Origin of the sequence: Fructobacillus evanidus, from assembly GCF_963580165.1 — a bacterium.
In the GTDB taxonomy this organism is placed as follows: Bacteria; Bacillota; Bacilli; order Lactobacillales; family Lactobacillaceae; genus Fructobacillus; species Fructobacillus evanidus.
Window position 1 is genome coordinate 61,984 of sequence record NZ_CAUZLM010000006.1, and the last position, 25,389, is coordinate 87,372.

At 45.3% G+C, this 25,389-nt stretch carries 18 protein-coding genes and 1 other annotated feature; of the genes, 14 read left to right on the forward strand and 4 right to left on the reverse strand.

Annotation, left to right across the window (positions count from 1 at the left end; all coding sequences use genetic code 11):
* Positions 1-75: 75 nt before the first annotated feature.
* The 8 genes from AABI08_RS05955 to AABI08_RS05990 all read left to right on the forward strand — a co-directional run bounded on the left by AABI08_RS05955 (position 76) and on the right by AABI08_RS05990 (position 15,712).
* Positions 76-2,697, forward strand: a complete 2,622-nt coding sequence (locus AABI08_RS05955) for a beta strand repeat-containing protein (protein WP_338344160.1) — start codon at positions 76-78, stop codon at positions 2,695-2,697.
* Entirely contained in the window at positions 2,698-7,506 is a 4,809-nt protein-coding gene (locus AABI08_RS05960) for a hypothetical protein (RefSeq protein ID WP_338344159.1), read from the forward strand.
* A 351-nt stretch (positions 7,507-7,857) separates the two neighbouring features.
* Positions 7,858-8,086 (forward strand) — a binding site (T-box leader).
* 57 nt (positions 8,087-8,143) lie between these two features.
* Positions 8,144-9,607, forward strand: a complete 1,464-nt coding sequence (locus AABI08_RS05965) for an ABC transporter substrate-binding protein/permease (RefSeq protein ID WP_338344158.1) — start codon at positions 8,144-8,146, stop codon at positions 9,605-9,607.
* Positions 9,600-10,343 (forward strand): amino acid ABC transporter ATP-binding protein, encoded by a 744-nt coding sequence (locus AABI08_RS05970; protein ID WP_338344157.1) that lies wholly within the window; start codon positions 9,600-9,602, stop codon positions 10,341-10,343. The genes AABI08_RS05965 and AABI08_RS05970 overlap by 8 nt, the downstream gene beginning before the upstream one ends.
* Before the next feature lie 138 nt (positions 10,344-10,481).
* A complete protein-coding gene (locus AABI08_RS05975) occupies positions 10,482-11,696 on the forward strand; it encodes an argininosuccinate synthase (protein WP_338344156.1) in 1,215 nt (404 codons plus the stop codon).
* A gap of 11 nt (positions 11,697-11,707) precedes the next feature.
* Entirely contained in the window at positions 11,708-13,090 is a 1,383-nt protein-coding gene (gene argH, locus AABI08_RS05980; protein WP_338344154.1) for an argininosuccinate lyase, read from the forward strand.
* 416 nt (positions 13,091-13,506) lie between these two features.
* Positions 13,507-13,878 carry an MORN repeat-containing protein gene (locus AABI08_RS05985; protein ID WP_338344153.1) on the forward strand — a complete coding sequence of 124 codons (372 nt, stop codon included), beginning with the start codon at positions 13,507-13,509 and terminating at the stop codon, positions 13,876-13,878.
* Positions 13,868-15,712, forward strand: a complete 1,845-nt coding sequence (locus tag AABI08_RS05990; RefSeq protein ID WP_338344513.1) for an acyltransferase family protein — start codon at positions 13,868-13,870, stop codon at positions 15,710-15,712. Before AABI08_RS05985 ends, AABI08_RS05990 begins: the two co-directional genes overlap by 11 nt.
* A gap of 188 nt (positions 15,713-15,900) precedes the next feature.
* Here the strand turns inward: AABI08_RS05990 and AABI08_RS05995 are convergent, their stop codons facing one another.
* Both AABI08_RS05995 and AABI08_RS06000 read right to left on the reverse strand, forming a co-directional pair.
* Entirely contained in the window at positions 15,901-16,806 is a 906-nt protein-coding gene (locus AABI08_RS05995) for a metal ABC transporter solute-binding protein, Zn/Mn family (protein ID WP_338344151.1), read from the reverse strand.
* Positions 16,807-16,808: 2 nt separating this feature from the next.
* Positions 16,809-17,726 (reverse strand): LysR family transcriptional regulator, encoded by a 918-nt coding sequence (locus tag AABI08_RS06000; RefSeq protein ID WP_338344149.1) that lies wholly within the window; start codon positions 17,724-17,726, stop codon positions 16,809-16,811.
* 160 nt (positions 17,727-17,886) lie between these two features.
* On the opposite strand from AABI08_RS06000, the gene AABI08_RS06005 reads away from it, so the two are divergent.
* The 5 genes from AABI08_RS06005 to relB all read left to right on the forward strand — a co-directional run bounded on the left by AABI08_RS06005 (position 17,887) and on the right by relB (position 22,276).
* Positions 17,887-19,551 carry a malolactic enzyme gene (locus AABI08_RS06005; protein WP_338344148.1) on the forward strand — a complete coding sequence of 555 codons (1,665 nt, stop codon included), beginning with the start codon at positions 17,887-17,889 and terminating at the stop codon, positions 19,549-19,551.
* Between the two features lie 177 nt (positions 19,552-19,728).
* Positions 19,729-20,685 carry an AEC family transporter gene (locus AABI08_RS06010; protein WP_338344146.1) on the forward strand — a complete coding sequence of 319 codons (957 nt, stop codon included), beginning with the start codon at positions 19,729-19,731 and terminating at the stop codon, positions 20,683-20,685.
* A gap of 188 nt (positions 20,686-20,873) precedes the next feature.
* A complete protein-coding gene (locus AABI08_RS06015) occupies positions 20,874-21,485 on the forward strand; it encodes a DUF5067 domain-containing protein (RefSeq protein WP_338344145.1) in 612 nt (203 codons plus the stop codon).
* A 125-nt stretch (positions 21,486-21,610) separates the two neighbouring features.
* Positions 21,611-21,805 (forward strand): hypothetical protein, encoded by a 195-nt coding sequence (locus tag AABI08_RS06020; protein WP_338344143.1) that lies wholly within the window; start codon positions 21,611-21,613, stop codon positions 21,803-21,805.
* Positions 21,806-21,988: 183 nt separating this feature from the next.
* A complete protein-coding gene (gene relB / locus AABI08_RS06025; protein ID WP_338344514.1) occupies positions 21,989-22,276 on the forward strand; it encodes a type II toxin-antitoxin system RelB/ParD family antitoxin in 288 nt (95 codons plus the stop codon).
* 99 nt (positions 22,277-22,375) lie between these two features.
* On the opposite strand, the gene AABI08_RS06030 is transcribed toward relB, so the two are convergent.
* Together AABI08_RS06030 and rpiA are read right to left on the reverse strand one after the other, a co-directional pair.
* Entirely contained in the window at positions 22,376-23,737 is a 1,362-nt protein-coding gene (locus tag AABI08_RS06030; protein WP_338344140.1) for a threonine/serine exporter family protein, read from the reverse strand.
* A gap of 169 nt (positions 23,738-23,906) precedes the next feature.
* Entirely contained in the window at positions 23,907-24,680 is a 774-nt protein-coding gene (rpiA, locus tag AABI08_RS06035) for a ribose-5-phosphate isomerase RpiA (RefSeq protein WP_338344138.1), read from the reverse strand.
* A 152-nt stretch (positions 24,681-24,832) separates the two neighbouring features.
* Here rpiA and AABI08_RS06040 point away from each other — a divergent pair, with 152 nt between their 5' ends.
* Positions 24,833-25,348 (forward strand): hypothetical protein, encoded by a 516-nt coding sequence (locus tag AABI08_RS06040; protein WP_338344136.1) that lies wholly within the window; start codon positions 24,833-24,835, stop codon positions 25,346-25,348.
* The last annotated feature ends 41 nt before the right edge of the window (positions 25,349-25,389 follow it).

Genomic DNA, 25,389 nt, shown 5'->3' on the forward strand with positions numbered 1-25,389 from the left:
AACTATCTTGGAAATGGCTCTGTCAAGACATCTTCCACTGGTAACACTTACTACGACCAAGGATTTAACGACGTTGTGAGTCAAGCTGCCCAGGGTATTGCCTATGTTCAAAATGGTTACCAATATGTTTCTGTTTTGACAGGTAATACGAATACTTCTACTGGCGGTAGCGTTGCTTCAAACATTAACACCATTCGTTTAGCAAATGATATTGATTTGACAGGTGCTTCTAACGGTGAAAATAACCTGAATGTTAGCTCAAATACGGCTACCTTCACGATTGACGGTCAAAACCACTTGATGGATGCCCACGGAAACGGTTATATCATTGGTGGATCATTAAGCAATTTGTATGTGCAAAACTTCCAGACCATTTACGGCGCTAATTATTTCGGTCCCTTCCGAGGACAAAATGGCTCCTCTGTTCACTTTGGTAACTTGAATTACGTTGGTCCTCAGTTGCTGAGTTCGTATAACAACGATGCCTATTTCTTCGGTAACGTGAACGTTATTGTGCCTAATAATAATACGGCTACCTATACTTCCCCATTCCAGTCAAATGTTGGAATTGAAGGTGGTGGAAATCAGGAAAACCTCGAAGTTAAAAACTTCGTTTTGCAATCCGGTGCTCATTACTATGGAACAACTTCACCTGTTAAGGGTGGAACAAACATGGTTGTTCAAGGTAACTTTACGATGCAATCCGGATCAAAGATGACACTGGTTTCACGTGGTGGAGACGGTAATGCGGCTTCCGACCCCGATGGTTCAACTTTTGGAATTTGGCTGCAGGGTTCTGGTTCTGCCTTGAACATCCAAAAAGATGCAACATTAAACATTATTCCATCAACATTTAACGGTAATTCCAAGATGATTGGTGGTGGTATCTATGCCGATGGTGGTGCCCAAGTTACCGTCGATGGTGGAACCATTAACTATGAAGGTAAAGGTGGCCAATCTGGTCAATATAACGAACCAATCGATTTGAAGGGTTCTAATACTAGTATTAAGGTTATTAATGGTGGTTTGTTGCAGGTTTTGATGGATGGTATTCCATCGAACGCATACAACACTTCATATTATGGTTTTGTCACTAACTATGGTGGTGGTAGCTTTAACATCGGTTCTAAGGGTAGTTTGAATATTGGGATTACTAATTCAGACTCTAACCAGGGTACCCCTTATTATGGACCATTGAACATTAACTCGGTTGGTGAAAACCACGTTATTATTACCAAGCCAGCCGGAGCTAGTCAATTCTCACAACAACCTATTACTGCCTATACTGTAGCCGTTGTTCAAGGCGGTCAAAAGACATACCTTTATCAGTATAACTTGCAACCAAAAGCCTCAACTTATTCTGGTATTGATTTGAATGGCAATGCAGTTTCTGGACCAGTTACTGGTAATACAATTGATATCGCCAACGTTCCTGCCGTTCAGTTTGTGGGTCCATTGACAACGTCAAAGAATGCTGATGGTACCTTGACGGTTACGGGTTATGCAAAGCTGTCGAATTACAAGGATTTGAATGGTCAACCATTGTATGTTGGTGTTGCGAATGGGAATGGCGGTTCAAGCTATACTGATTTGACTCAAATTAAAGGTGATAACCTGACAGATGGTTTCTCATCAGCCGATCCATATACTTATACTACTAAGATTGATACGAGTAATTACGATGGTGGTATCATTCCAGTCAGCTATGAGTTACCAGCTGGTGTAACGTCTGCTAATTCACTTGGAATGCGCTTGCGCTACGGCATTAACTCTGTCACTTCCTTCTTGTCAGCTACGGGTAACTATAGCACGACAGTTGAAGGATTCAAGGCTGGTTCAAACGGTAAGGTGGCACCTGATACCAACGGAAACATGGTTGTTACCACTGGAAAGGCATCAACCGGACAAAGTGGTGTTAGTGATGGTGTCACTGATGCCGTCAACGGTAATAGTGCTGCCAAAGCTGCTGAACCATACGCTACTCAAACCGACAATGATTATACTAATGGTTATAACAGTGCTCAAGATGGTTACAAGGCTTATAGCAACCAGGCAGCTAACGCTAATACAGACTACACTAAGACGGATGCTTACCGCAATTCATCGAACCCATCTGCCTTTACGCAGGGTTACAACGCCGCTGCCTACCAATCAGGTTTGCATGATGCACAGTTGAACCAAAACAATGTGCCAAATAATGCTGACTATCAACGGGCACAGAGTGAATATAAGGCTGCTTATGCCAATGCCTTGGCCAACCCTACTGCGACTGCACCAACTGGTTCAACTTCTGCAACTGTTCAAGGTTATGCAGATGCCCAGGCTGTTGCAAAGTTCTTTGCTGATGAACAAGCAGCAACTATCCATGGATCAACTTATAATGGCTTAAGTGCAGCGCAGAAAACGTCTTACGACAACGCTTATACTGGTTATCAGCAGGCAATGAGCGTCAAGCCAACAGCTGATAATCCTGATACAAATGATACCTTAGCTGAAACAGCCGGATTCGATTATGGACAATCATTGATTAATGGTGGTTTGGCATCAGCACGTCCAACGGCTACTGGTAGCCACATGAACAACTTAAATGCTGCTCAAATTGGTTACGACACAGCTCAAGCAGCGATTAAGACTGCCAAGGCAAACTATCAGGCTGATCCAAAGAGTGCTGAAGTTACGGCAACAGATCCTAGCTAATTGTCAGCCGACAAGACATCTGATACAACCTTTAACCGCTATGTTAAGTTTGGTGCTTACACCGGTTTGAAGGGCGGAAAAGATGATCAGTTAAATCAATATGAAGAAGTTGGTTATTCACCGATTGTTAGTGGTGACGCTTACAAGGCCGGAATGGCAGCTTACCAAAACAATGGTAGCGCAACGCCAACTAGCCCATATTCGAACTCAAATGCCGGAACTGCAGCCTATAACCAAGGTTATAACGATGCCAAGAATGCCGAGAACGCTGGTGTTCAAAACTTCAAGAATGGTACTGGCAAAGTCAGTGGTACTGATACCGCATCACAGATTACTAATGCTGCATATGATAATGCTCAAAAGGGCTTCAATGACGGTGTTGCTGGTACAACACCTACATCAAACGATCCAGCCTATATGGCCGGTCATAATGCTGGTGATGCAACCAAGCAAGCTATTGCTGATTCAAAGAGTGGTACTACCACACCGGCTACACCTGCTGATTCAACAGCTTATGCTGATGCCAAGGGGGCTTATGCAAATGGTGCAAAGGCCGCTGCTGACGCTGCAAAATCAGGAACCACGCCAACACAGTCAACATCAAGCGACCCTGTTTACAAGCAGGCTTACAACCAGGCTATTCAGGATGCCGCTGATGCTCAAAAGCAGGCTATCCAGGATGCAGAAGATAATCATGGTAAGGATATTGACCCAACCAAGTCATATTCTGCAAACTCAGACGTTCAAGCTTTGGCAAAGCAAGCTTATGCTGATGCACAAACTGGCTACAAGAATGCTTTGAGTGGTTCAACAACTACTCCAACAAACGCCGCTCAACAATCTGGTAGCAATGCTGGAACTACAGATAAGGCTTATGCGGATGCTGAAGTCAATAACACGACGCCAAGCTCAACACCTTCAACAGAAAAGCAACAATCAGTTTCTGATGCTATCACTGCTGCTAAGAAGGCACTTGCTGCTGATCCAGGAGCAAAGGATACTTTGCCAGCAGATAACGCATTAGCAAGTGATCCACTGGCTGCTTACACTTATAAGAAGTACATTGACAATGCTACTGCTGATTATACGAAGGGTATTAATGAAGCCAAGGCCGGAACGACGCCATCTGATAACGCAAGTGCTGCTGAAAAGCAAGGCGCTTCAGACTTTACCACTGGCTTTAACAATGGTAATGGTGCAACAAACATTACTAACCCAAATAGCGGTCAACAAGCTGGAATTGATGCTGCAAAATCAGTAGCACAGGGTGTTGAAGATGCTCAAAAGGGAACAGATGACAGCAATGTGACTGATCCTATTCAAAAGGAAGCAGCTACTTACGCAAATAAAGCCTTTACAGACTACTCAAGTGGTGGAACCCCTATGTCGGATGATGCGGTTAACGCCTTAGATCCGATTGCAAAGGCCGCTTATTTGCAGGCTAAGAGTGCTATTCAAAACGCTGCTTCAAACGGGGCTCAGGAATTCTTGGATGGTAAGAATCGTCCGGACACGACAACAAAGACTGGTGCTACTGAGGCTGCTGGCTACGATGATGCCCAAAGTGGTTATGATGCTGCCAAGGCAGGCACGCCGGAAGATCAGTTAACGCCTGCTCAAAAGGCTGACACTAACTTCATGAAGGGTTACCAGGCCTACAAGGATTCACAGACGGGATACAATGCAACAACTACACCTGGTTCCGGCGCATCTCAAGCCGAACAAGATGGTTACAGTGGTGCCGCAGCCGGTACCAAGGATTCCATCGCAGGTCAACCAAAGGCTGACGTGTCAGGCAAGTCAAAGGCCTACCAAGATGCTTATAACAATGCTTATAACCAAGCAACCGATGGTTATAACGACGGTTATGCTGCTGGTAAGGGTGGTGCTCAACCAGATCCTACTAAGCAGAACGACCCTAACTATATGAAGGGTTACAATGCTGGTAAATCAGCTCAGCAGGCTATCGCTGATGGTGAAAAAGGTGTTACTGCGCCATCAACGACACCTACTGACTCTGACGCCTATACAAATGCCGCAAAGGCTTACGCCGATGGTGCAAATGCCGCAGCATCCGGTAAGACTGACCCATCAACGTCAACTGACCCTATTTACAAGGCCGCTTACAACCAAGCAATTAACGATACAGCCGCTGCTCGTCAAGCTGCAATCAAAGATGCTACAGACCGTCATGGTCAAGATGTTGATCCAACGAAGTCTTACTCAGCTAACCCAACGGTTCAAGCTGATGCCGCAACCAAGCAAGGTGCTGATGACTTTAGCAAGGGCTTGACAGCCGCTGTTAATGGCCAAACCATTGATAACCCAACATCCGGTGAAAAGGCTGGAGCCGCAGCTGCTAAGTCCTTCAACCAAGGTTATGAAGACGCTGAAAAGGGAACTGACGATAGTGCAGTGACCGACCCAGTTCAAAAGGCCGCCGCAGCCGCCGCCAAGGAAGCCCTCACTGACTATGCAAATGGTAGTCCTAAGGGAACGGATGACATCAACAAGATGGACCCAGTTTCAAAGGCTGCTTACCAAAAGGCATTGGATGATGCTAAGGGACTTGCAACGCAAGGAACAAACGCATTTACTAACGGTACTGGTCGTCCAGACGATAGTACTCCAGCTGGTAAGGTAGCCGCTGCCGCTTATGACAAGGCAAAGCAAGGTTATGAAGACGCCGTAGCCGGTAAGACAACTGATGCCGATAAGAATGATCCTTCATATCAAGCTGGTCAAAAGGCTTATACAGATAGTCAAACTGGTTATAACGGTACAACTACACCAGCTGATAACGCTTCACAACCAACGAAGGATGCCTATAACGGTGCAACTTCTGGTGCCGCTGATGCTGTTGCTGGTAAGGCAAAGCCAAGTGATTTGGCAACGAAGTCACAAGCTTACCAAGATGCTTATAACAAGGCTTATGACCAAGCTCAGAAGGGAATGGCTGATGCAACCGCTGGTACTCAACCAACGGATGCTCAGAAGGCTGATCCAAACTACGTGACTGGTTATAACGCTGCACAGAAGGCTGCTCAAAGTGGTTCTCAAGCATACCTTAACGGTCAGAGTCGTCCAGATGATTCAACACCAACTGGTAAGGCCGCAGCTGCAGCCTATGACAAGGCAAAGCAGGGTTACGAAGATGCAGCAGCTGGTAAGACGACTGCCACAGACCAAGATGACCCAGCATATCAAGCAGGTGAGAAGGCCTATAAGGATGCTCAAACCGGTTACAATGGTACGAGTGCTCCAGCTGATAACGCTTCACAGCAAACGAAGGATGCCTATAATGGTGCAACCTCTGGTGCTGCTGATGCTGTTGCTGGTAAGGCAAAACCAAGTGATTTGGCAACGAAGTCACCAGCTTACCAAGATGCTTATAACAAGGCTTATGACCAAGCTCAGAAGGGAATGGCTGATGTAACCGCTGGTACTCAACCAACGGATGCTCAGAAGGCCGATCCAAACTACATGACTGGTTATAACGCTGCTCAGAAGGCTGCCGATAATGGTGCCCAAGCATTCATTAACGGCCAAGCTCGCCCAGATGATTCAACGCCAACCGGCAAGGCCGCAGCTGCAGCTTATGATGCTGCTAAGAACGGTTACAACGGTGCCGCTACTGATGCTCAATCAGGTAAGGAACCAACGGATGCTGAAAAGAATGACCCAGCTTACATGAAGGGTTACCAGGCATACAAGGATAGCCAGACTGGTTATACCGGTGCTGGAACTGACACGAAGCCAGCCGCTGATGCTCCTCAACCAGCTCAAGATGCCTACAATGGTGCCATTGCTGGTGCCAAGGATGGCGCTGCTGGTGCATCAAAGGAAAGTGATTTGGCAACCAAGTCACAAGCATATCAAGATGCCTACAACAAGGCCTATGATGATGCCGCCGCTGGTGCCAAGGCTGGTTACCAAGACGGTTCTCAAAGCGGTACACCAACTGATTTGACGAACAAGAGTGCCATTTACAAGCAAGCTTATGCCGCAGCTAAGGCTAAGGCCGACGCTGAAGCCACTGCTGGTGCTGCTGACTTCGCTCAAGGCAAGAGCGCACCAACGACTGCAACTGCTGCTAGTCAGTTCGGTTATGACCGCGCTAAGGCAGGATTCAATGATGCCAACGCTGGTAAGCCAGCTCAAGCAAATGATGCAGCCTACATGGCTGGTTACAACGCTGGTTTGAAGCACTACACAACGACAAACAACACAGCGCAAGATGATGCTTTGTCTGGTAAGGGTCGTCAAGATGCAAATCTAAATGACGCAGATAAGGCCGCTTATGACCAAGCTTATGCACGGACAATTGCTGGTTTGAATGATGGCGCTAATGGTGCTGCCAAGGCATTCCCTGACGATGCTAACTATTTGAAGGGTTACGCTGCTGGTCAAGCCGTGAAGGCATTGCTTGCTGACAAGCAAAACAATACTAAGACAGCTGTTGATGACCAAGCAAGTTATGACTTAGCTAACCAAGCTTACTTGCAAACACAAGATGACGTTGCGAATGGTCGGGCAAAGGCTCCTAACAACCAAAACCCTGTTTATGTTTTGGCTTATGACCTTGCTTATGATCAACTTTTGAAGGAAAAGGAAGCACAGGGAACGGGCGCTTCAGCCCAATCAGGTGCAACCACGACAGATAATGTTACTCCTGCAACGAAGTCAAGTGTCTTGCCGGCAACTGGTGAAGAAAAGACTGCTGCTAACAACAGTGGACTTATTCTTGGACTTGCTGCTTCATTCCTCGGATTGTTTGCAGCTGCAAAGCGCAAGCGTGACGGGAAGTAATCCTTATCAAAGCGAACTTGTTTCGTAATGTTTGGCAAGGATGCAAACAATAATCGTGGCTAACGTCATGGTGGTATGAACCTCAGAATTTGAACTCCACACATTCTGGGGTTTTTACTTTGCTAAAAAATCAGGGAAAAGACAATCGGCAGCGATAAATGGTCGGAAAAAAAGAAATTTTTTAGGTAATAGATTCTAATAAAGCCCATTTAAATTAAAATGTTCGATTATTTTGTATGATCATTTCCCTTAAAATCACCCTTTTTACGCAAAAATACCGAATAAAACGAAAAAAATTTGCAAAACCCCTTGCAAGATTAGGTGTCAGTGCTATAATTATTAAAAACTAATAATAAAACGTTAATTAGGAAGTAGTAATCCTCATTTTGTAGCTCAGTGAAGTGTTGGTCGGTGTGAAACACGTACAAAAGAAGATGAACGTCACCTAATAGTTGTATGCGATGAAAACCATACTGGGCGCTCCCATTACAGAGCTGACGATTTGAAATTTAGATCGAATAATGAGAGATACCCTATTTGGGTATAAGTAAGGTGGTACCGCGTGCAGAACGTCCTTTAGTCGAAAGACTAAAGGGCGTTTTTTTATTGGTTAGGAAAAAGGGAAGAGGACGAGAAGATGAAGAAGATAACAAAGTGGTTGCAACAAGCATTCATCACGATCACTGTTTTGGTCGTCGCCGGATTAGGCATGACCCAAGTGGCCCACGCTGATGATGGCTTGCAAAAGATTAAAAAAGCGGGTGTGATGAAGGTAGCGATTTCGCCGGATTACCCACCATACGAATTTCAGATGAATAAAAACGGCACTTCAACTGATGTTGGAATGGACGTTGACATCGTTAAGCAGATTGCCAAGGACCTGGGCGTGAAATTAGAAATCAAGAACATGGACTTTAGTTCCGTCTTGGTTGCCGTTCAAACTGGCAAAGTTGACATGGCCATTGGAGGAATCAACCCAACCGACGAACGTCGTCAAAGCGTTGATTTTTCAAAGATTTACTACAACGGTGGTCAAAGCTTCTTGATTAGCAAGACAAACGCTTCAAAGTATAAGACTGCTAGTGATTTGCAGGGAACTAAGATTGGTGCCCAAACCGGAACCTTGCAATACGACTTGGCACAACAAAAGATTTCAGGCGCTACGGTTGTTGGAATGGACAAGACGCCGAACCTGATTTTCGCCTTGAAGACGAACAAGGTTGCAGCCGTTGGAGTTGAAAAGCCGGTGGCCCAGGCTTATGTTGCGAACGACAAAGATTTGAAGATGATTGATTCTGGCTACAAGTTGGACATCAACCAAACCGGTGCAGCAATTGCCTTTGCTAAGGGCAACCCCGAATTGGTAGCAGCAGTCAACAAGTCAATCGATAAGATTGAAGATCATGGCTGGATTAAGACTTACTTGAAGAACGCCGGTAAGAACATGTCCGAAAATACGGTGGACACGTCAATGCTTCGCTACTGGCACTACTTCTACAGTGGTTTCTTAAACACCACCTTAATTGCTTTCGTTTCAGTTGCCTTTGGAATTATCTTAGGAATTATCTTGGCCTTGATGAAGATGTCAAAGTTTAAGATCTTGAGTTGGCCAGCAATTTCTTACATCGAAATTGTCCGGGGAACACCAATGATGGTTCAAATTCTCTTAGTTTACTTTGGTCTTGGCGCTTTGATTAACATCCCAGCCTTGACGGCTGGTATCATCGCCGTTTCCTTGAACTCAGGTGCTTATGTTGCTGAAATTATCCGTGGTGGTATTACCTCATTGGATAAGGGACAAAAGGAAGCTGCCAAGAGTCTTGGCTTGAACCAAAAAGACACGATGCGCTTTGTGATTTTGCCACAGGCCTTTAAGAACATTTGGCCAGCGTTGGGTAACGAATTTATCTCAGTTATCAAGGAAAGTTCCATTGTTTCGATTATCGGTGTGACTGATTTGGTCTACGAATTGAACATCGTCCGTGCTGACACTTATCGTGGTATCGCACCAATCGTGGTTGTCATGGTGATTTACTTCTTGATGACCTTTATCTTGACACGGGGCTTGAACTACTTAGAAGGGAAGATGAACCATGACTAATCCATTAATTTCTGTAAAACATCTCAAAAAAGACTTCGGTGGCAATGAAGTTCTCAAAGACATTAACGGCGACATTGATGCCGGCCAGGTGGTCTGCATCATCGGCCCTTCCGGTTCTGGTAAGAGTACTTTGCTCCGCTGCATTAACCAGCTGGAACGTCCAACCAGCGGTGTTGTTGATTTCAACGGTGTTGATTTAGCTCAACAAACTGACCAGGAATTGGCCAAGTTGGGTGAACAAATCGGCATGGTTTTCCAAAGCTTTAACCTCTTCCCTAATATGTCGGTTTTGGCTAATTTGAAATTAGCACCAATGCGAGTGAAGGGCATGTCCGACGAAGAAGCGACTGCTGTGGCCATGAAATACCTAACCAGTGTTGGTTTGGCTGATAAGGCTGATGCCTTCCCAAACAGCTTGTCTGGTGGGCAGAAGCAACGTGTGGCCATCGCTCGTGCTTTGGCAATGCAGCCTAAGGTTTTGTTCTTTGATGAACCAACTTCAGCTTTGGATCCCGAAAATGTCGGTGAAGTTCTAAAAGTCATGAAGTCATTGGCCGACGGTAATATGACCATGGTGGTCGTGACCCACGAAATGCACTTCGCTAAGCAGGTCGCCGATGAAATCTGGTTTATGGCCGATGGTGTGATTCAGGAAAAGAATACACCGGATGCACTGTTTGACCATCCACAAAATCCAAAGACCCAGGACTTTATTAGTAAGGTTTTGGTGGACTAAGTAGAAGTTGTCAATGACAGCGACGAAATATCAGCGCATAGAATGCGTGTGGCTGTTATATAGAAGAAAACGTTGCGAAATTTGCGCAGTTATCCCAATAAACAAGTGAATTTGATTGAAAAATAGAGGAGAAACAACATGACAAAGAAAATTGTATTGGCATATTCAGGTGGATTAGATACTTCTGTGGCCATTCCATGGTTGATTGATAAGGGTTATGAAGTTATCGCCGTTGTCTTGGATGTTGGCCAAGGCGGTAAGGATTTGGATGAAATCCAAAAGAAGGGTCTCCAAGTTGGTGCAGCTCAATCAATCGTTGTTGATGGTAAGGAAGAATTCGCCAACGAATACGTCGCACCAGTTATCAAGGCCAACGCCTTGTATGAAGGCGCCTATCCTTTGGTTTCAGCCCTTTCACGGCCATTGATTATTAAGAAATTAGTTGAGATTGCTCATGAAAACGGAGCAGACGCGATTGCCCACGGTTCAACTGGTAAGGGAAATGATCAGGTCCGTTTCGAAGCTGCCATCCACGCCTTGGATCCTGATTTGGCCATCGAAGCCCCAATCCGTGACTTCCACTGGTCACGTGAAGAAGAAATCGACTACGCCAAGGACCACAACGTCCCAGTGCCAATTGGTAAGCAATCACCATACTCAATTGATGCCAACTTGTGGGGCCGTGCTAACGAAGCCGGTATCCTCGAAGATCCTTGGAACATCGCACCCGATGATGCTTGGGGTATGACGGTTGCGCCAGAAGACGCACCGGAAGAAGCAACATTCTTGGACTTGACCTTTGAAGAAGGTTTGCCAGTTGCTCTTGATGGCGAAAAGATGACCTTGGCTCAGTTAATTGTCAAGTTAAATCAGATTGCCGGTGCCAATGGAATTGGTCGGATTGACAAGATTGAAAACCGTTTGGTTGGCATTAAGTCTCGTGAAGTTTATGAAGCGCCAGCCGCAGCCGTGATTATGGCTGCCCACAAGGACTTGGAAGACTTGACGTTGGAGCGTGACGTTGCGCATTACAAGCCTTTGTTGGAACAGAAGGTGACGGACCTGATTTACAATGCTTTGTGGATTACGCCACTCTTTGATGCCTTGCAGGCCTTCATGAACCAGACACAACAGGTTGTGAACGGGACAGTCAAGATGAAGTTGTACAAGGGTCAAGCCGTTGCCGTTGCGCGGAAGTCTGAGGAAAACTCACTGTATAACAAGAACTTAGCCACCTATACGGCAGCCGACAGCTTTGATCAAGTCGCTGCTGGTGGATTTATTAAGTTGTGGTCATTGCCAAGCATGGTCTTTGAGCAAGTGAACCACGTCCATTCAGAACAAAAGAAATAGGAGAAAATCAAATGTCCGATAAATTATGGGGTGGCCGGTTTACCGGCAAAGCAGCAGAATGGGTCGATGAATTTGGCGCCTCAATCGGCTTTGATTACCGGTTGGCAGAAGAAGACCTGGAAGGCTCATTGGCCCACGTGAAAATGTTAGGCCAGCAAGGCATTATTTCAATTGATGAGGCTAAACAAATCAGTGCCGGTTTGCACGATATTCAGGCTGATTTGGCTGCTGGCAAGGTGGAATTTTCCGTTGCCAATGAGGATATCCACTTGAATATCGAGTCCTTGTTGACGAAAAAGATTGGTCCGGTCGCGGGCAAGCTGCATACCGGTCGGTCACGGAATGACCAGGTGGCGACTGACTTTCACTTGTGGGTGAAGCACCGCTTACCGGCGGTTAAGGAAGCCATCACTGAATTGCAGCAGACCCTCCTTGACCTAGCCGAGAAGCACGCGGATGTGATTATGCCGGGCTATACGCACATGCAACACGCCCAGCCAATTAGCTATGGTCACTACCTGCTGGCCTACTTCGAAATGTTCCAACGTGACTTTGAACGGTTCGAATTTAACGAAAAACATACGAACATGCTTCCATTGGGTGCTGCTGCCCTGGCGGGCACGACCTTCCCAATTGACCGCCAACTAGTCGCTGACGAGTTGGGGTTTGACGCCATCTACCACAATAGTTTGGATGCCGTTTCGGACCGGGATTTCGCCCTCGAATTCCTCTCGAATGCCTCGATTTTGATGGTGCATTTGTCCCGGATGGCGGAAGAACTGATTTTGTGGGGGACCTACGAGTTCAATTACATTGAACTTTCGGACAACTTCTCAACCGGATCATCGATTATGCCCCAAAAGAAGAATGCCGACTTTGCCGAACTTGTTCGGGGCAAAACCGGGCACGTCTTTGGGAGCTTGATGGGCTTGTTGACGGTCATGAAGGGCTTGCCACTGGCCTACAATAAGGATATGCAGGAAGATAAGGCGGCCACCTTCGAGGTGATGGATACCATCTTGGCCTCCGTGAAGGTCTTTACGGGGATGTTATCAACGATGACAGTTCACGCTGACCGGATGGAAGCTGCCACGAAGGACGACTTTTCCAACGCCACCGAATTGGCTGACTACTTGGCCACGAAGGGGGTGCCATTCCGTCAGGCCCATGCTGTTGTTGGCGAATTGGTGTTGAAGGGCATCCAAACGGGGCAAACACTCAATGAGATGTCTTTGGCTGACCTTCAGGCAGCCGATAGCCATATTGAAGAAGATGTTTACGAAGAGTTGACCTCCAAGGCGGCCGTTAACCGTCGGACATCACTTGGTGGCACGGCTGTCGAAAATGTCCTCAAGGAAATCAGCCGTGGACAAGATATCGTGAATGCGCATTAAAAATTTGGACTATTGGTGCTCAGCATTCAAGCCCCCGAAAAAATGAGTTAATCAATGCTGAGCATCTAAGGCGAAAAATTTAACTGGCTGATACGAGGTCATCTAAGAAGTTGGGCACAAAAATCAGCAATTTTCTCAAAAAGAGTTTAGAATAGGAATGTTCTAAACTCTTTTTGTTATGGATGAAACATTTTGATGAAAAAGGTGAGTTTGAACAGAAAAAAACGGTGAAGAAATTGGCCAATTAGGGAGAAAAAGCAATATATTCAACAAATTTGCAATGCTGATTTCTAAGATGAAATATTGATTTTAGTGGCTTTTTACTGGTTGAAACACTATAATTAATCTCGTGATTAAATTTAGATTTTTATTTCGTTACAAAAACGACAATAAGCAATGAAGGTTGAGAGGGAGAGATGAAAGTACGATACTTTTTGGAGGGAATCGTGAGCGTACTGTTAGTTGCATCGGCTGTTTATAGCTTGATGCCAAACATTGAGCACGTTCATGATTATCAGGTCGATCAGAAAAAGATGACTTATAACGGTCGAATGGAAGACCACAAGTTTAGCGGCGAGGGAACGTTAACTTTTGCAGATCAAACAAAGTACCAGGGTGGATTCCAGGACGGTCAATTTAACGGTCAAGGGAAATTTACTTCCAATAAAAGTTGGGTTTATCAGGGTGGCTTTAAAGATGGCGCTCCCGAGGGCCCAGGTAAGTTAACCATTGATGGGCAGACATACCGAGAAACTTTTAAGAAGGGACAACTGGTCAATGCGCATTAAATGGTTTAGCTTCATTCGAATTGTTGGTTTGATATCTGTTCTGACCTATCATTTTTACCGTAACTCCTATCCGGGTGGTTTCATCGGGGTGGATGTCTTCTTTACCTTCTCTGGTTTTTTGATTACCGCCTTAATGATTGACGAATTTGCTCGGAGTAATCGTTTCTGTCTACTGGCCTTTTATCGCCGCCGCTTCTATCGGATTGTGCCACCGTTGGTCATTTCGATTTTGGTTGTGGTGCCACTGACGTATTTAGTTAGCCCGGACTACATTACGGGCTTGGGAAAGCAAATTACTGCTGCGCTTGGTTTTGTGACGAACTACTTTGAGATTTTAAGTGGTGGTAGCTACGAAACGAAATTTATTCCACACCTGTTTATCCACACGTGGTCATTGGCTGTTGAAATGCATTTTTACCTTGTTTGGGGTTTGATTGCCTTTTTGATTGCTAAAATCATTGGTAAAAAGCAAAATGAAGACGGGGCAACGCGGGTAGCGAATTTTAAAATTGCGATTTTCTTGTTATCGATGGTCTTCTTGGTGGCGAGTGCAACTTTGATGGCGGTGAAAAGCCGTGGTTTAACGGACTATTCGCCCGTCTATTTTGATAGCTTGACTCACCTCTTCCCATTCTTCTTGGGTGCGGCGGTGGCCACTCTGACTGGGATTAAGAGTATTTCTCGGCCGTTCGAGGGCTTGATTCGCCATACCAATCGTTGGTTGATTGTTGCCTTAATGGCCCTTTCATTTGCTGGTATCTTTGCCCTTGGCTTTAAGATGGACTTTGATAGCCGGGCTACCTATACGGGTGGCATTCTGCTCGCTAGTATTTTGGCCAGCTTGGCCATTGTTCTCGCCCGGATGCTCCATGACCACACGCCAAATATTGACGAACCAAAGTGGGCAACCTTTATTGCTGCGACGAGTTATAGCATGTACCTCTACCATTGGCCACTCTTTGTTATCTTTTCTCAAGTGACCAATACCAACTTAGCCGTCGCGCTGACGATTGCAGTCGGCTTGCCATGTTCCGCTTTGTCTTACTACGTCATTGAACCAGCAATTGCCGGTAAAGAGACGAAGATGGACGACCGCCTGCTACATAGTAAGGCGTTGAAGGGTCTCTTGGTTCTGGTAACGATTTTGCTGGTGGCGGTGACAGGTTATACCGTCAAGAAGGCACCTAATTTGACACAGCTGGAAAATCGGTTGTGGCTAGGCGGCCTAGAGCAGTCAAAGGATCAGATGAGCACCTATAAGGATGTCATGGTCGACGCTCATATTGTCAGCGTTAACGGCTACACACCGGTTGATAAAATTCCTGCTGGTGTCTCAATTATTGGTGATAGTGTTACTGCCGGTGCCCGTGATTACCTGTTGAGTCACATTCCCGATAGTACAGTTGACGCCCAGGCGAACCGGTCAATGGATTTGGCCTATACAACGATTATTGCCGCGCAAAAAAACCACGTATTGCGGAAAAATGTGGTTCTCTGTATCGGAACAAATGCCCACAATGGCAGTGAGCAGCAGTTGATGCGCTTGATTAATGACCTTGAGCCAGGCCATCACTTAATTTTGATGACGCCGTATGATCGTCGGGCAAATCCAACTTGGAATTCATCCAAGTTTGCTGATTTCGAACGAGCAACCGCACCGCACTATGATTTCATTTCATTGACGGACTGGCAAAAGGTAGCCGGTGAACACCCTGAAGTCTTTAACGGGACTGATGGCGTTCACTTCGTTGGTCGCCAAAGCGGTAACATCATTTATACACAGGCGATTGACGAAGGTCTTGCCGCTGTCAAGGACAAGCCGGTTAAAAAGTAACTCAAAAATGGTTGGTTCTGAACAGCATACCAGTGATAAACAGGGCGCCCTAGCATGAGTGCTTTGGTCGCTGAAAGCTGAAAGTAACCAGTAGTTACTTGCTGGCAAATAAAAAAACACCGAACAGACTCGTTCGGTGTTCATCAGAGTGAAGGATTTCGTCCTTCGCTCTTTTTATTTGCTGATTTTTACTTGGCAACAATCTCTTGGACTTGCTTCAATTCACTGAGCTTCCAGTCAACGTAAGAAGTCTTTTCAGGTGAAGTTTCCGTCACCTTGACGATTGGGATATTGTTGTCCTTGGCCAACTTGACGATCTTATCAACTGTGCCACCCGTGGTTTGCGTGTTGTAAACCAAAAAGGCGAGTTCATGGTTCTTGATCTTGTTTTGAATGTCAGTCAAGACGGCTGGTGAAGGGTCGTTTCCTTCTTCAATGGCTTCGGCGAAATCAGTTCCGACCACGTTGGCGCCCAAGGCGTCTAACATGTATTCGTAAACTGGTTCGGTTTCCATGACTTCCTTACCGGCGACTTCTGATTTCAATTCGGCAATCTTGTCGGTTACTGGCTTCAGCTTTGTAGCGTAGGCCTGTGCGTTGGCTTCGTAATCGGCCTTGTGCTTTGGATCTTTCTTGCTGAGCGTGTCAGCTAATCCTTGGGCGGCCTTAATCATGTTTTCTGGATCATTCCACAAGTGAGGGTTTGAACCAGACTTTTTGTTCAAAATATCGTTACCAACATAGAGCACTTGGGTTGACTTCGATGTCTTGGCTAATTTCTGCAACCAAGCATCGTAGCCCAAACCGTTCCCAAAGGCGATGTCCGCCTTGGCAACCTTTTTGGCAACTGCATTGGTTGGTTCATAATCTTCTGGTGAAATGGACTGCTTGGTAATAATGGCTGAAACATCAGCATGGTTGCCGGCAACCGTCTTGGCCAATTCGGCGTAGACATTGGTTGAAGCGACAATAGTTAATTTATCAGATTTTTTGTCATCTTTTTGACTGTTGCTTTGAAAAGCAACTAATCCACCAACGACGGCCAAAATCAGTACTAAGATTGTGACCACGATGGTTGTTTTCTTCTTTTGCATCATCATTCCTCCAGTGGGGGTGTTCTGTGATCCGGCCGTCCAATTTTGGTGGCGGCCAAGAGCTCATCAAAAATCCGCTGTTGCGCATCCGTTAAGACAATGTCTTTCCGGTAAGCAAAGCCGACCTTAAACATGGGCTGGTCGTCATCTGTGATTGGCAATGCGGTCACACCCGGGAAAGTTAACGCTGGGTGGTGGACCATAAAGCCAATCCCACGATTTTGTCGAATCAGGCTTAGAATTCCGTAGGGTTCCGAGGAATTAAACAAAACGTTGGCATGAAAATGGGCGGCTCGGGCCAACTGGTCGAAAGCCTGGGTATGAACGAAGTTACCTTTCAGTAAGATGAATCTTTCGTCTTTGATGTCTTCAAATGACACGGACCCTTTTTGAACCAAGGGGTAGTCGTCGGCAGCCAAAATAGCAAAGGGCTGCTCGTCAAAGGCGATTAAATTAAATTCGCTTTGATCGATGTCATCGAGATAGCCGACAAAGGAAGCGTCGAGCTCACCATTTTTTAATTGGTCGATGGCCTCTTGGGCCCCAACTTCAACCGTTTTCAAATGGGCGAGTGAATCGTCAGATAAGACCGTTGCAATGGCTGGAAAGTAAGCGACTTGAATAATGGGTGGCAAACCAATCAAAAGTGATTCCTCACTGTCGCGCTTGATCTCCGTTTGAGCAACCTGATACTGTTCCACAATCAAGGTCGCATGTTGTCGCAAGACTTCGCCGGCATGGGTCAAAGTCACGTTTTTATGCGCTGCCTGTCGCAAAATGAGCTTGGCGCCAAGCTCTTTTTCCAACCGCTGCATCGCAAGTGACACTGTTGGTTGCGAAATTCCGAATTTCTCAGAAACCTGAGAAAAGTTTCGGTAAGTTGCGAGGGCTAAATAGTATTGTAAATCAGTTATGCGCAAGGTTTTCTCCAAATTCAGTTCTTAACATCCAAGCCTATTTCCATTATAGCAAAATCTGTCAACCCCTCTTGGTTAACTATAGGGAAAAGTGTGGATATACCACCTGTTTGACTATAAATTTTTATGGGTTGTAGAATAACAGCGTTAAGTAATTCGAACTTTGTTTCGAGTTAGAAAACAAAGAAAAAAAGGAGCCTATCTCATGACACCAATTGAGATTTTAAATAATCCCTTCTTAAACAAGGGAACAGGGTTCACGATGGAAGAACGTAAGGAACTCGGCGTTGCCGGTCTTTTGCCTCCCCGCGTGCAAACTTTGGAAGAACAATCAGAACAAGCATACGCACAGTACCAATCAAAGCCTTCTGATTTGGAAAAGCGCTTGTTCTTGATGGAAATCTTCAACACAAACCACACATTGTTCTACTACTTGTTCGGACAACACGTGGTTGAGTTTATGCCAATCGTTTATGATCCAGTGATTGCTGACACGATTGAAAACTACTCAGAATTGTTTGTTGACCCACAAAACGCGGTTTACTTGTCAATCGACGAACCAGACGTGATGGAATCAGCCTTGAAGGCCGGTGCCAATGGTCGTGATATCAAGTTGATCGTTGTCACGGATGCCGAAGGAATCTTGGGTATCGGTGATTGGGGAACGAACGGTGTTGATATTGCCGTTGGTAAGTTGATGGTTTATACGGCTGCTGCCGGTGTTAACCCTGAAAACGTTTTGCCTGTTGTCTTGGATAACGGAACAAACAACCAATCATTGTTGGACAACGACATGTACTTGGGTAACCGTCATGAACGTGTTCGCGGCGAAAAGTATACGGAATTTGTTGATAGCTTCGTTGAAGCTGCTGAAAACTTGTTCCCTAACTTGTACTTGCACTGGGAAGACTTTGGCCGTTCAAACGCCGCTGTTATCTTGGACAAGTATAAGGACAAGATTACAACATTTAACGATGACATCCAGGGAACTGGAATCATCACTTTGGCAGCCGCTTTGGGTGCCATGACCATCACTGGTGAAAAGTTGTCTGACCAGACTTACTTGACATTCGGTGCAGGTTCAGCCGGTGCAGGTATCGCCAACCGGATGTTTGAAGAAATGTTGCAAGAAGGTTTGTCTGAAGAAGAAGCTCGCAAGCACATCTACATGGTAGACAAGCAAGGTTTGCTCTTCGATGACATGGATGATTTGACTCCTGAACAAAAGCCATTTGCTCGCTCACGTTCAGAATTCGCAAACGCTGCTGATTTGACAAACTTGGCAGCCGTTGTGAAGGCAATTCACCCAACAATCATGGTTGGAACTTCAACTCAACCAGGTGCCTTTACGAAGGAAATCGTGCAAGAAATGGCTGCTCACACTGAGCGCCCAGTCATCTTCCCATTGTCAAACCCAACGAAGTTGGCCGAAGCAAAGGCAGAAGACTTGCTTGAATGGACTGATGGTAAGGCCTTGATTGCTACTGGTATTCCAGTTGACCCAATCGAATACAAGGGTGTTACTTACGAAATCGGTCAGGCTAACAACGCCTTGGTTTACCCAGGACTTGGTCTCGGAACAATCGCTTCAACTGCAAAGGTTTTGAATGATGAAATGATTTCAGCCGCTGCTCACTCATTGGGTGGTATCGTTGATGCATCAAAGCCGGGGGCAGCCGTTTTGCCACCAGTTTCAAAGTTGACTGTCTTCTCAGAGACAGTTGCTATTGCCACTGCTCAGTCAGCCGTTGACCAGAAGATCACGAAGGAAGAGATCACCGACGTGAAGAAGGCCATCGAAGACTTGAAGTGGGAACCTAAGTACTAAGATTTAACTTACAAAAAAAACAAAGCAAAGCAACAACACACAGAAAAGGACGTTAAGTCCTTTTTTGCGTATAATCTTTTTAGAATAGTGAAGTTCATGGAAAATCAGCGCTCTAAGCGGCGCTTGGAAGTGGATGGGGCTGTGATAATCAGGCACCACCCGTAGAAGGGAGTTTTTATGGCATTTTTGAATTCGATTGAAAGTGTTGTGACAATCATCTTGATGATTGCCCTTGGTTTTATTTTGCGCCAGCGGGGCTGGTTTGCTGATAGTTTTTCTGGGAATATTTCCCGCCTGATTACCAATATCGCCTTACCGGCATCGATTTTTGTGTCGGTCTTAAAGTTTTTGACACGTGATAAATTAGTGTCCTTGTCTGGAGGATTGGTTTACGCCTTCCTCTCATTTGCCATCAGCTATCTAGTTGCCTACATTTTGGCTTATGTTTTCAAGGTCCGTCCTGGCCGCAAAGGGACGTTTATTAACGTTGTCGTTAATGCTAATACTATCTTTATTGGTTTGCCCTTAAATGTGGCGCTCTTTGGAAATCAGGCGTTGTCTTATTTCCTGGTTTATTATGTCATGAACACGATTTCAACCTGGGCCATTGGTGCTTTGATTATTGCCAATGATAGCCCGGATAAGGGACAAAAGGCCTTCAATTGGAAGAAGCTTTTGCCCGCTCCCTTAGTTGGGTTCTTGGTGGCCTTGGTCTTCTTACTTTTGGCCATTCCAGTTCCTGATTTTGCAACGTCAACACTGACTTACGTTGGTAACTTGGTCACACCATTGTCCTTGATTTACATCGGAATTGTCCTGGCGGATGCCGGCTTAAAAAGCATTCACTTTGACAAGGACACGGTCGTTGCCTTAGTTGGGCGCTTTATCTTTGCACCGGCCGTTATGTTGACACTCTTGGTCTTTGCCGGCGGCTTCTTGGGTCACTTACCACACCTTGAAGCTCAGACCTTGGCAGTGCAAGCTGCTACGCCGGCTTTGGCTGTTTTGCCAATCTTGGCCAATGAAGCCAATGGCGACGTGAAGTACGCCACGAACGTCGTCACCACATCAACCATTCTCTTTGTGGTGATTGTGCCTGTCGTGAATACCATTGCGACAATGCTCTTTAAATAAGATATCTTTCGGTAAGAAAACCCGTCCTTCTCAGCGTTGAGAGGGGCGGGTTTTTGATTGGTTAAATTTTAAAATTAATAAAAAAGGCGTCAAAAAGGTGGACGGTGGCGAAATATTCTAAATTAAGGTAGAATGTTTATAATGATTTTTTTAGAAGTAGACCAGTTAAAAGTCGAGAGGAGATGTAAATGTTTCAAAATAAAAAGAGGTTCGTGTCCATATTAGGTTTTGCTATTGTGGCGGTTGCCACTTTTACTATTGTCATGAGTACAACATCTAGTAAAAATAAGGACACGGCCGATTCTCGTTCTGAAGCAAAGTCGTCCAGTAAAAGTTCGTCTAGTGATGACTCAAAGTTTGATGGGTACACCAATACAGACTCCTCAAACGGTTGGTGGTTAAACGATTCAACTTTTAAAGCGGGTAATTTGAGGTTTGATTTTGGAAAATCAGAGGTTGTTACTGCTACAGATAAAAGTAAAATTCTTGTGATTCATGCTAAGATGTCCAATGTTTCACAGAAAAATATTGATTCTGTTGAGATTTATCCAGACGCTATTTGGGCAAAACAAAAGTCAGATAATCAAGAAGTAGATCTTACGAATGTCGATAACAAGTTGCCAGAGAATAGTGCTGCTTTCCAGGAAGCACAGAATTTCCATAAGCAGCTTTTACCTGGTAAGTCGACAGAAGTTGTAATTAACTTTGAGCTGGTAAACGATAGCCCGGTTACGGTTCACTTTGTTGGTGCAGATGTTGGCCAGGAATTAGGACAAAAGACATTTACCATCAAAAAGTAACTATTTTTGACTGATGGATAAAAATACTTGCTTGTATCAAACTGTTGCTATTCGTATAGATAGTTACAGTTTTTTATTTTAAAATGGTAGAAAGTATTTTATGAGTGTTTAAGTAAGGAGAAGCTGTGCTAGAAAAATTTCGTCAATATCATCATTTTATTTTATTAGTGATTTCATTGGGTATTTTCACAAATGCTGTTATTAGTGCCTTTACTAATAAATATGAATTTGCAAGAATGATTTTTGCTATTATTTTGGCTATCATAGCGACAATCAATTTAATTGCCCAACGTTCGCATCAAGATCATCGTAAAAAATAATCGTATAAAGAGCCCTTGGCCCTGATAGTATCAGGATCAAGGGCTTTAATTTTTTAGAAATACAATTTGTTTAGTAATGAAAATCACGGGTCAAATACCTGCCGTGAATCACATGATTAGCTAAAAAACATTGCATAATAGATATGCCCATGTATCTGAATATCCACAAGAAAGGGAATGATGATGTTAATAAAAAATCAGCAATTTAGTTTTCATACAAATGATAAGCTACTCGCCAAGGCTCAAAAGATTGCAGCTGCCGAACACCTTGATATGGCCACCATTTTAAATTCAGTTTTGGAAAAGATAGTTGCTCAAGGTAAGGTACCTGCTGATTTTGTGGACGAAAAATATAATCGTCGGGATAAAATTATCCAATCTTTGTATGATGAAATCGAGCAAGGGTATCAGGGTTACAAAAATGGCCGTGTAGTAGGAATTGGTCAGACATTTTCTAAGTATGGTTTATAAGGCGGTACTGCACTAAACATTCAAACAAAGTAAAAGGACTGGCACCGATATTTTATCGGTGTCAGTCCTTTGTGCTCTTTAATAACGATAGTAAAAATGTTAATCAACCATCCGCCATCTCTTATCCAGGATAAACCGGGCCACGAAAAGGCCGAAAGGCAGAAAGAGCATGATTAGAAGGGCCTTGGTCAGCCATTCGGCGCCTGTCCCAACGTTGTTGAGTCCGAGGTTATACACGCCACGGTAGATGTAAAGCCCTGGGACCATAATCACGATGGATGGTACGGTGAGGGTAATCCGGGGGTATCGTAATTTCTGGTTTACCACGGAGGCCAATAGACCGGCTAGCAAGGCCCCAATAAAGGCAGCCGCTGCTGGTGGACAGTGGACGAGTTCCACTAACTCTAACCGAGTGGTGTTGGCAACAGCGCCAATCAGGCCGGCAGTGATGGCCATCTTTTGCTTGGAATTAAACATCATCGAGAAGCCATAAACACCAGCAAAGGAGGCCATTAAGCGCAATGCAATCAGTGGATAGAGGGACAGTCCCTGTGGCAAGAAATTTTGTGGTTTGAAGCCAAAGCCGAGGGCTAGGAGCCAACCAATAAAGGTTGCCGTGATAATGGTTGTCAGGGCAAAGGTTAAACGTTCCAACCCAGACCGCATATCGTTTTTCGTGATATCGAGGATACTGGTGATGTAGGGGAAGCCGGGGATGACAAAAAGCATGGCGCCAATATAGCCGGCTTCATGGGCTGAGGTATTGGTTAAAAAGAGCCCCAAAAATCGCAAGGATAGGAAATAAGCTAGGCAGGCGATGGCCACGCCCAGTGTTGTGGTGGCGACAGAGGTCCAGTGACGTTTTCCCAGGAGCTTACGGGTAAACTGTCCTAGTCCAGCACCAACAAAGCAACAAATCATTTCAATCAACCCGCCACCGAGCAAAAAGATAAAGCCAGCACAGGCTAGGCCCGCGGCCAAACCAGATTGATAGGGCTGGTAGTTACCTGGTTCTTTTTTAATTTCATCAAGTCGTTGGTGGATAAGGGCCGGCTTTTGGTCGGCATAGTCACTGGCAAAGCGTTGGACGAAGTCTTGAAGTTCGGTCAGCTTGTCGGTATTGACGCCCGAACTGGCGAGTGAGAGGCTTTCGGTAAACGATTCAACCCCATCGAAGCAGGTTAATGTGAGGGAGGTAAAGCCGATGTCGGCGGAGCAGGTCATTTTGAGCGCTCTGGCCACGGTGTTCATAGCATCGCGAACCCGCCAGGCACCGGTTCCGCAGGAAAGGAGCAAGAGACCGACTCGGCCAACAATTGAAGCCCGCACTCGCAGGGATGCCTGACGTGCGGGCACCTGATCATTTTCAATCACTTTTTCCCAGCGAATCGCCATGTGGTGATGGAGACGTTCGGGGTGGATGGTGTCTTCAATGGCAGCTTGTGTGGTGGGGGTCGTCATGGTTTTTTATCCTTCTCATGAACTTTTTAAAACAGAGTCAATATAAACTATATAATAGGCCTTTTAAATCAGCATTTCAAGGCGGTTTGTAGCGGTTTTAGAAGCTGATTTCACCCCGAAAAAAAGGGACAAAAAAGTCCGACAAATTTGCCGGACTTTTTGTTTAAAATTATGAGTTCGTTAATTGATCTTTGTAGATTGCTTGACCGGTATTACCAACCAACAAGACATCACAAATATCAATAAAGAGACCGTGTTCAACAACACCGGTCAGGGCCTTAAGGTCTTTAGCCAACTGGGGGAGGTCCTCTTGACCAGTGATATCAACATCGATGATGTAATTACCAGAATCAGTCGTCAGGTAATTGCCATCCTCTTGCTGCCGATAAACGGGCTTTAAATCACGGGTTTTGAGGTAGTTAAACACATGGTGGACACCAAATTTCACCACTTCCACAGGAAGTCGGTAAGAGCCCAAGCGTTGGTGCTGCTTGGAAGAGTCCACCACCCAGATATTCTTGGTTGAGTTCGTGGCCACAATCTTCTCGAAAAGAAGAGCGGCACCGCCACCCTTAATTCCGTTCAAGTTGCCATCGACTTCATCAGCCCCGTCAACGGTCACGTCGATGCGGTCGACGGCATCGATATCAACAACTTTTAAACCGAAACCAAGGGCGAGTTGAGAAGTTTGGACGGATGTGGCTACGCAGGTAATGTCCATTTGTTCTTCATGGGCTTTTTTGGCCAATAAATCAATAAAGATTGAGGCCGTTGATCCCGATCCCAGGCCAACAATCGCCTGGTTGGGAATCAACTCGACGGCCATTTGGGCCGCTTTTACTTTGTCATCATTCACGTTCGATCCTCCAACAACCGGCAAGGAATAGTCATTACTTTTATTATAGCAGAAATGGCCCTTAAACCAATTGTTACTTTCACGCATTTTGCCCTTTTCGTCTGAAAAATCAGCTGGGCGGTCGACCTGGTTTGCTCCCGTGAGTAGTCATGGCCTTGCTCAGGCGACCATGTTAGTATGGTAGAGGAATCTAGATGAAGGTTAGCCAAACTGACTTTGGCTAATTTGAGGAGAAATCAGTGAGTAAAAAAGCAAAAATCATTTACCTAATTTTAGCCATCGTGGCGGTGGTTGAGATTATCGCCTTGGCAGTCTTGCCCCATGTCTTTGGCAACAGCCAAGAGAAACAACCAAGCGTCAAGCTCAGTCAAAGCCAGGCCAAAACCGCTGGAACGAAGGCGGATGATTTGATGAAAAATCTTTATCAGTGGTCAAATGATGAAGAGTACGCTAATAATAAGCAAAATATTGTTAAAAATGATGTGACGAATGCCAAAGTGATTAATCAGGTAATGCCGGATGATGACAGTCAGAGCCAGATTAATTCGACGAAGCTCCAGTCAACCTATGAGGGCTCGCAGGCCTTTCAGAAGGGGAATAAGGTTGGTGATATGACGATTGAGGTCAAAAGTACCGTGACGAAGTCTGGTGAAAGTGCGAAGAGTACGATTGTCGATGCTTATCAAGCGCACTATGATCCAAAATCAGAACGGTTTACGAAGCTGATTTATCAAGGGCAACAAAAGACGACTTAAGCAACGTACCATTTATTGGGAAAAGTCTGCAATGCAGGCAG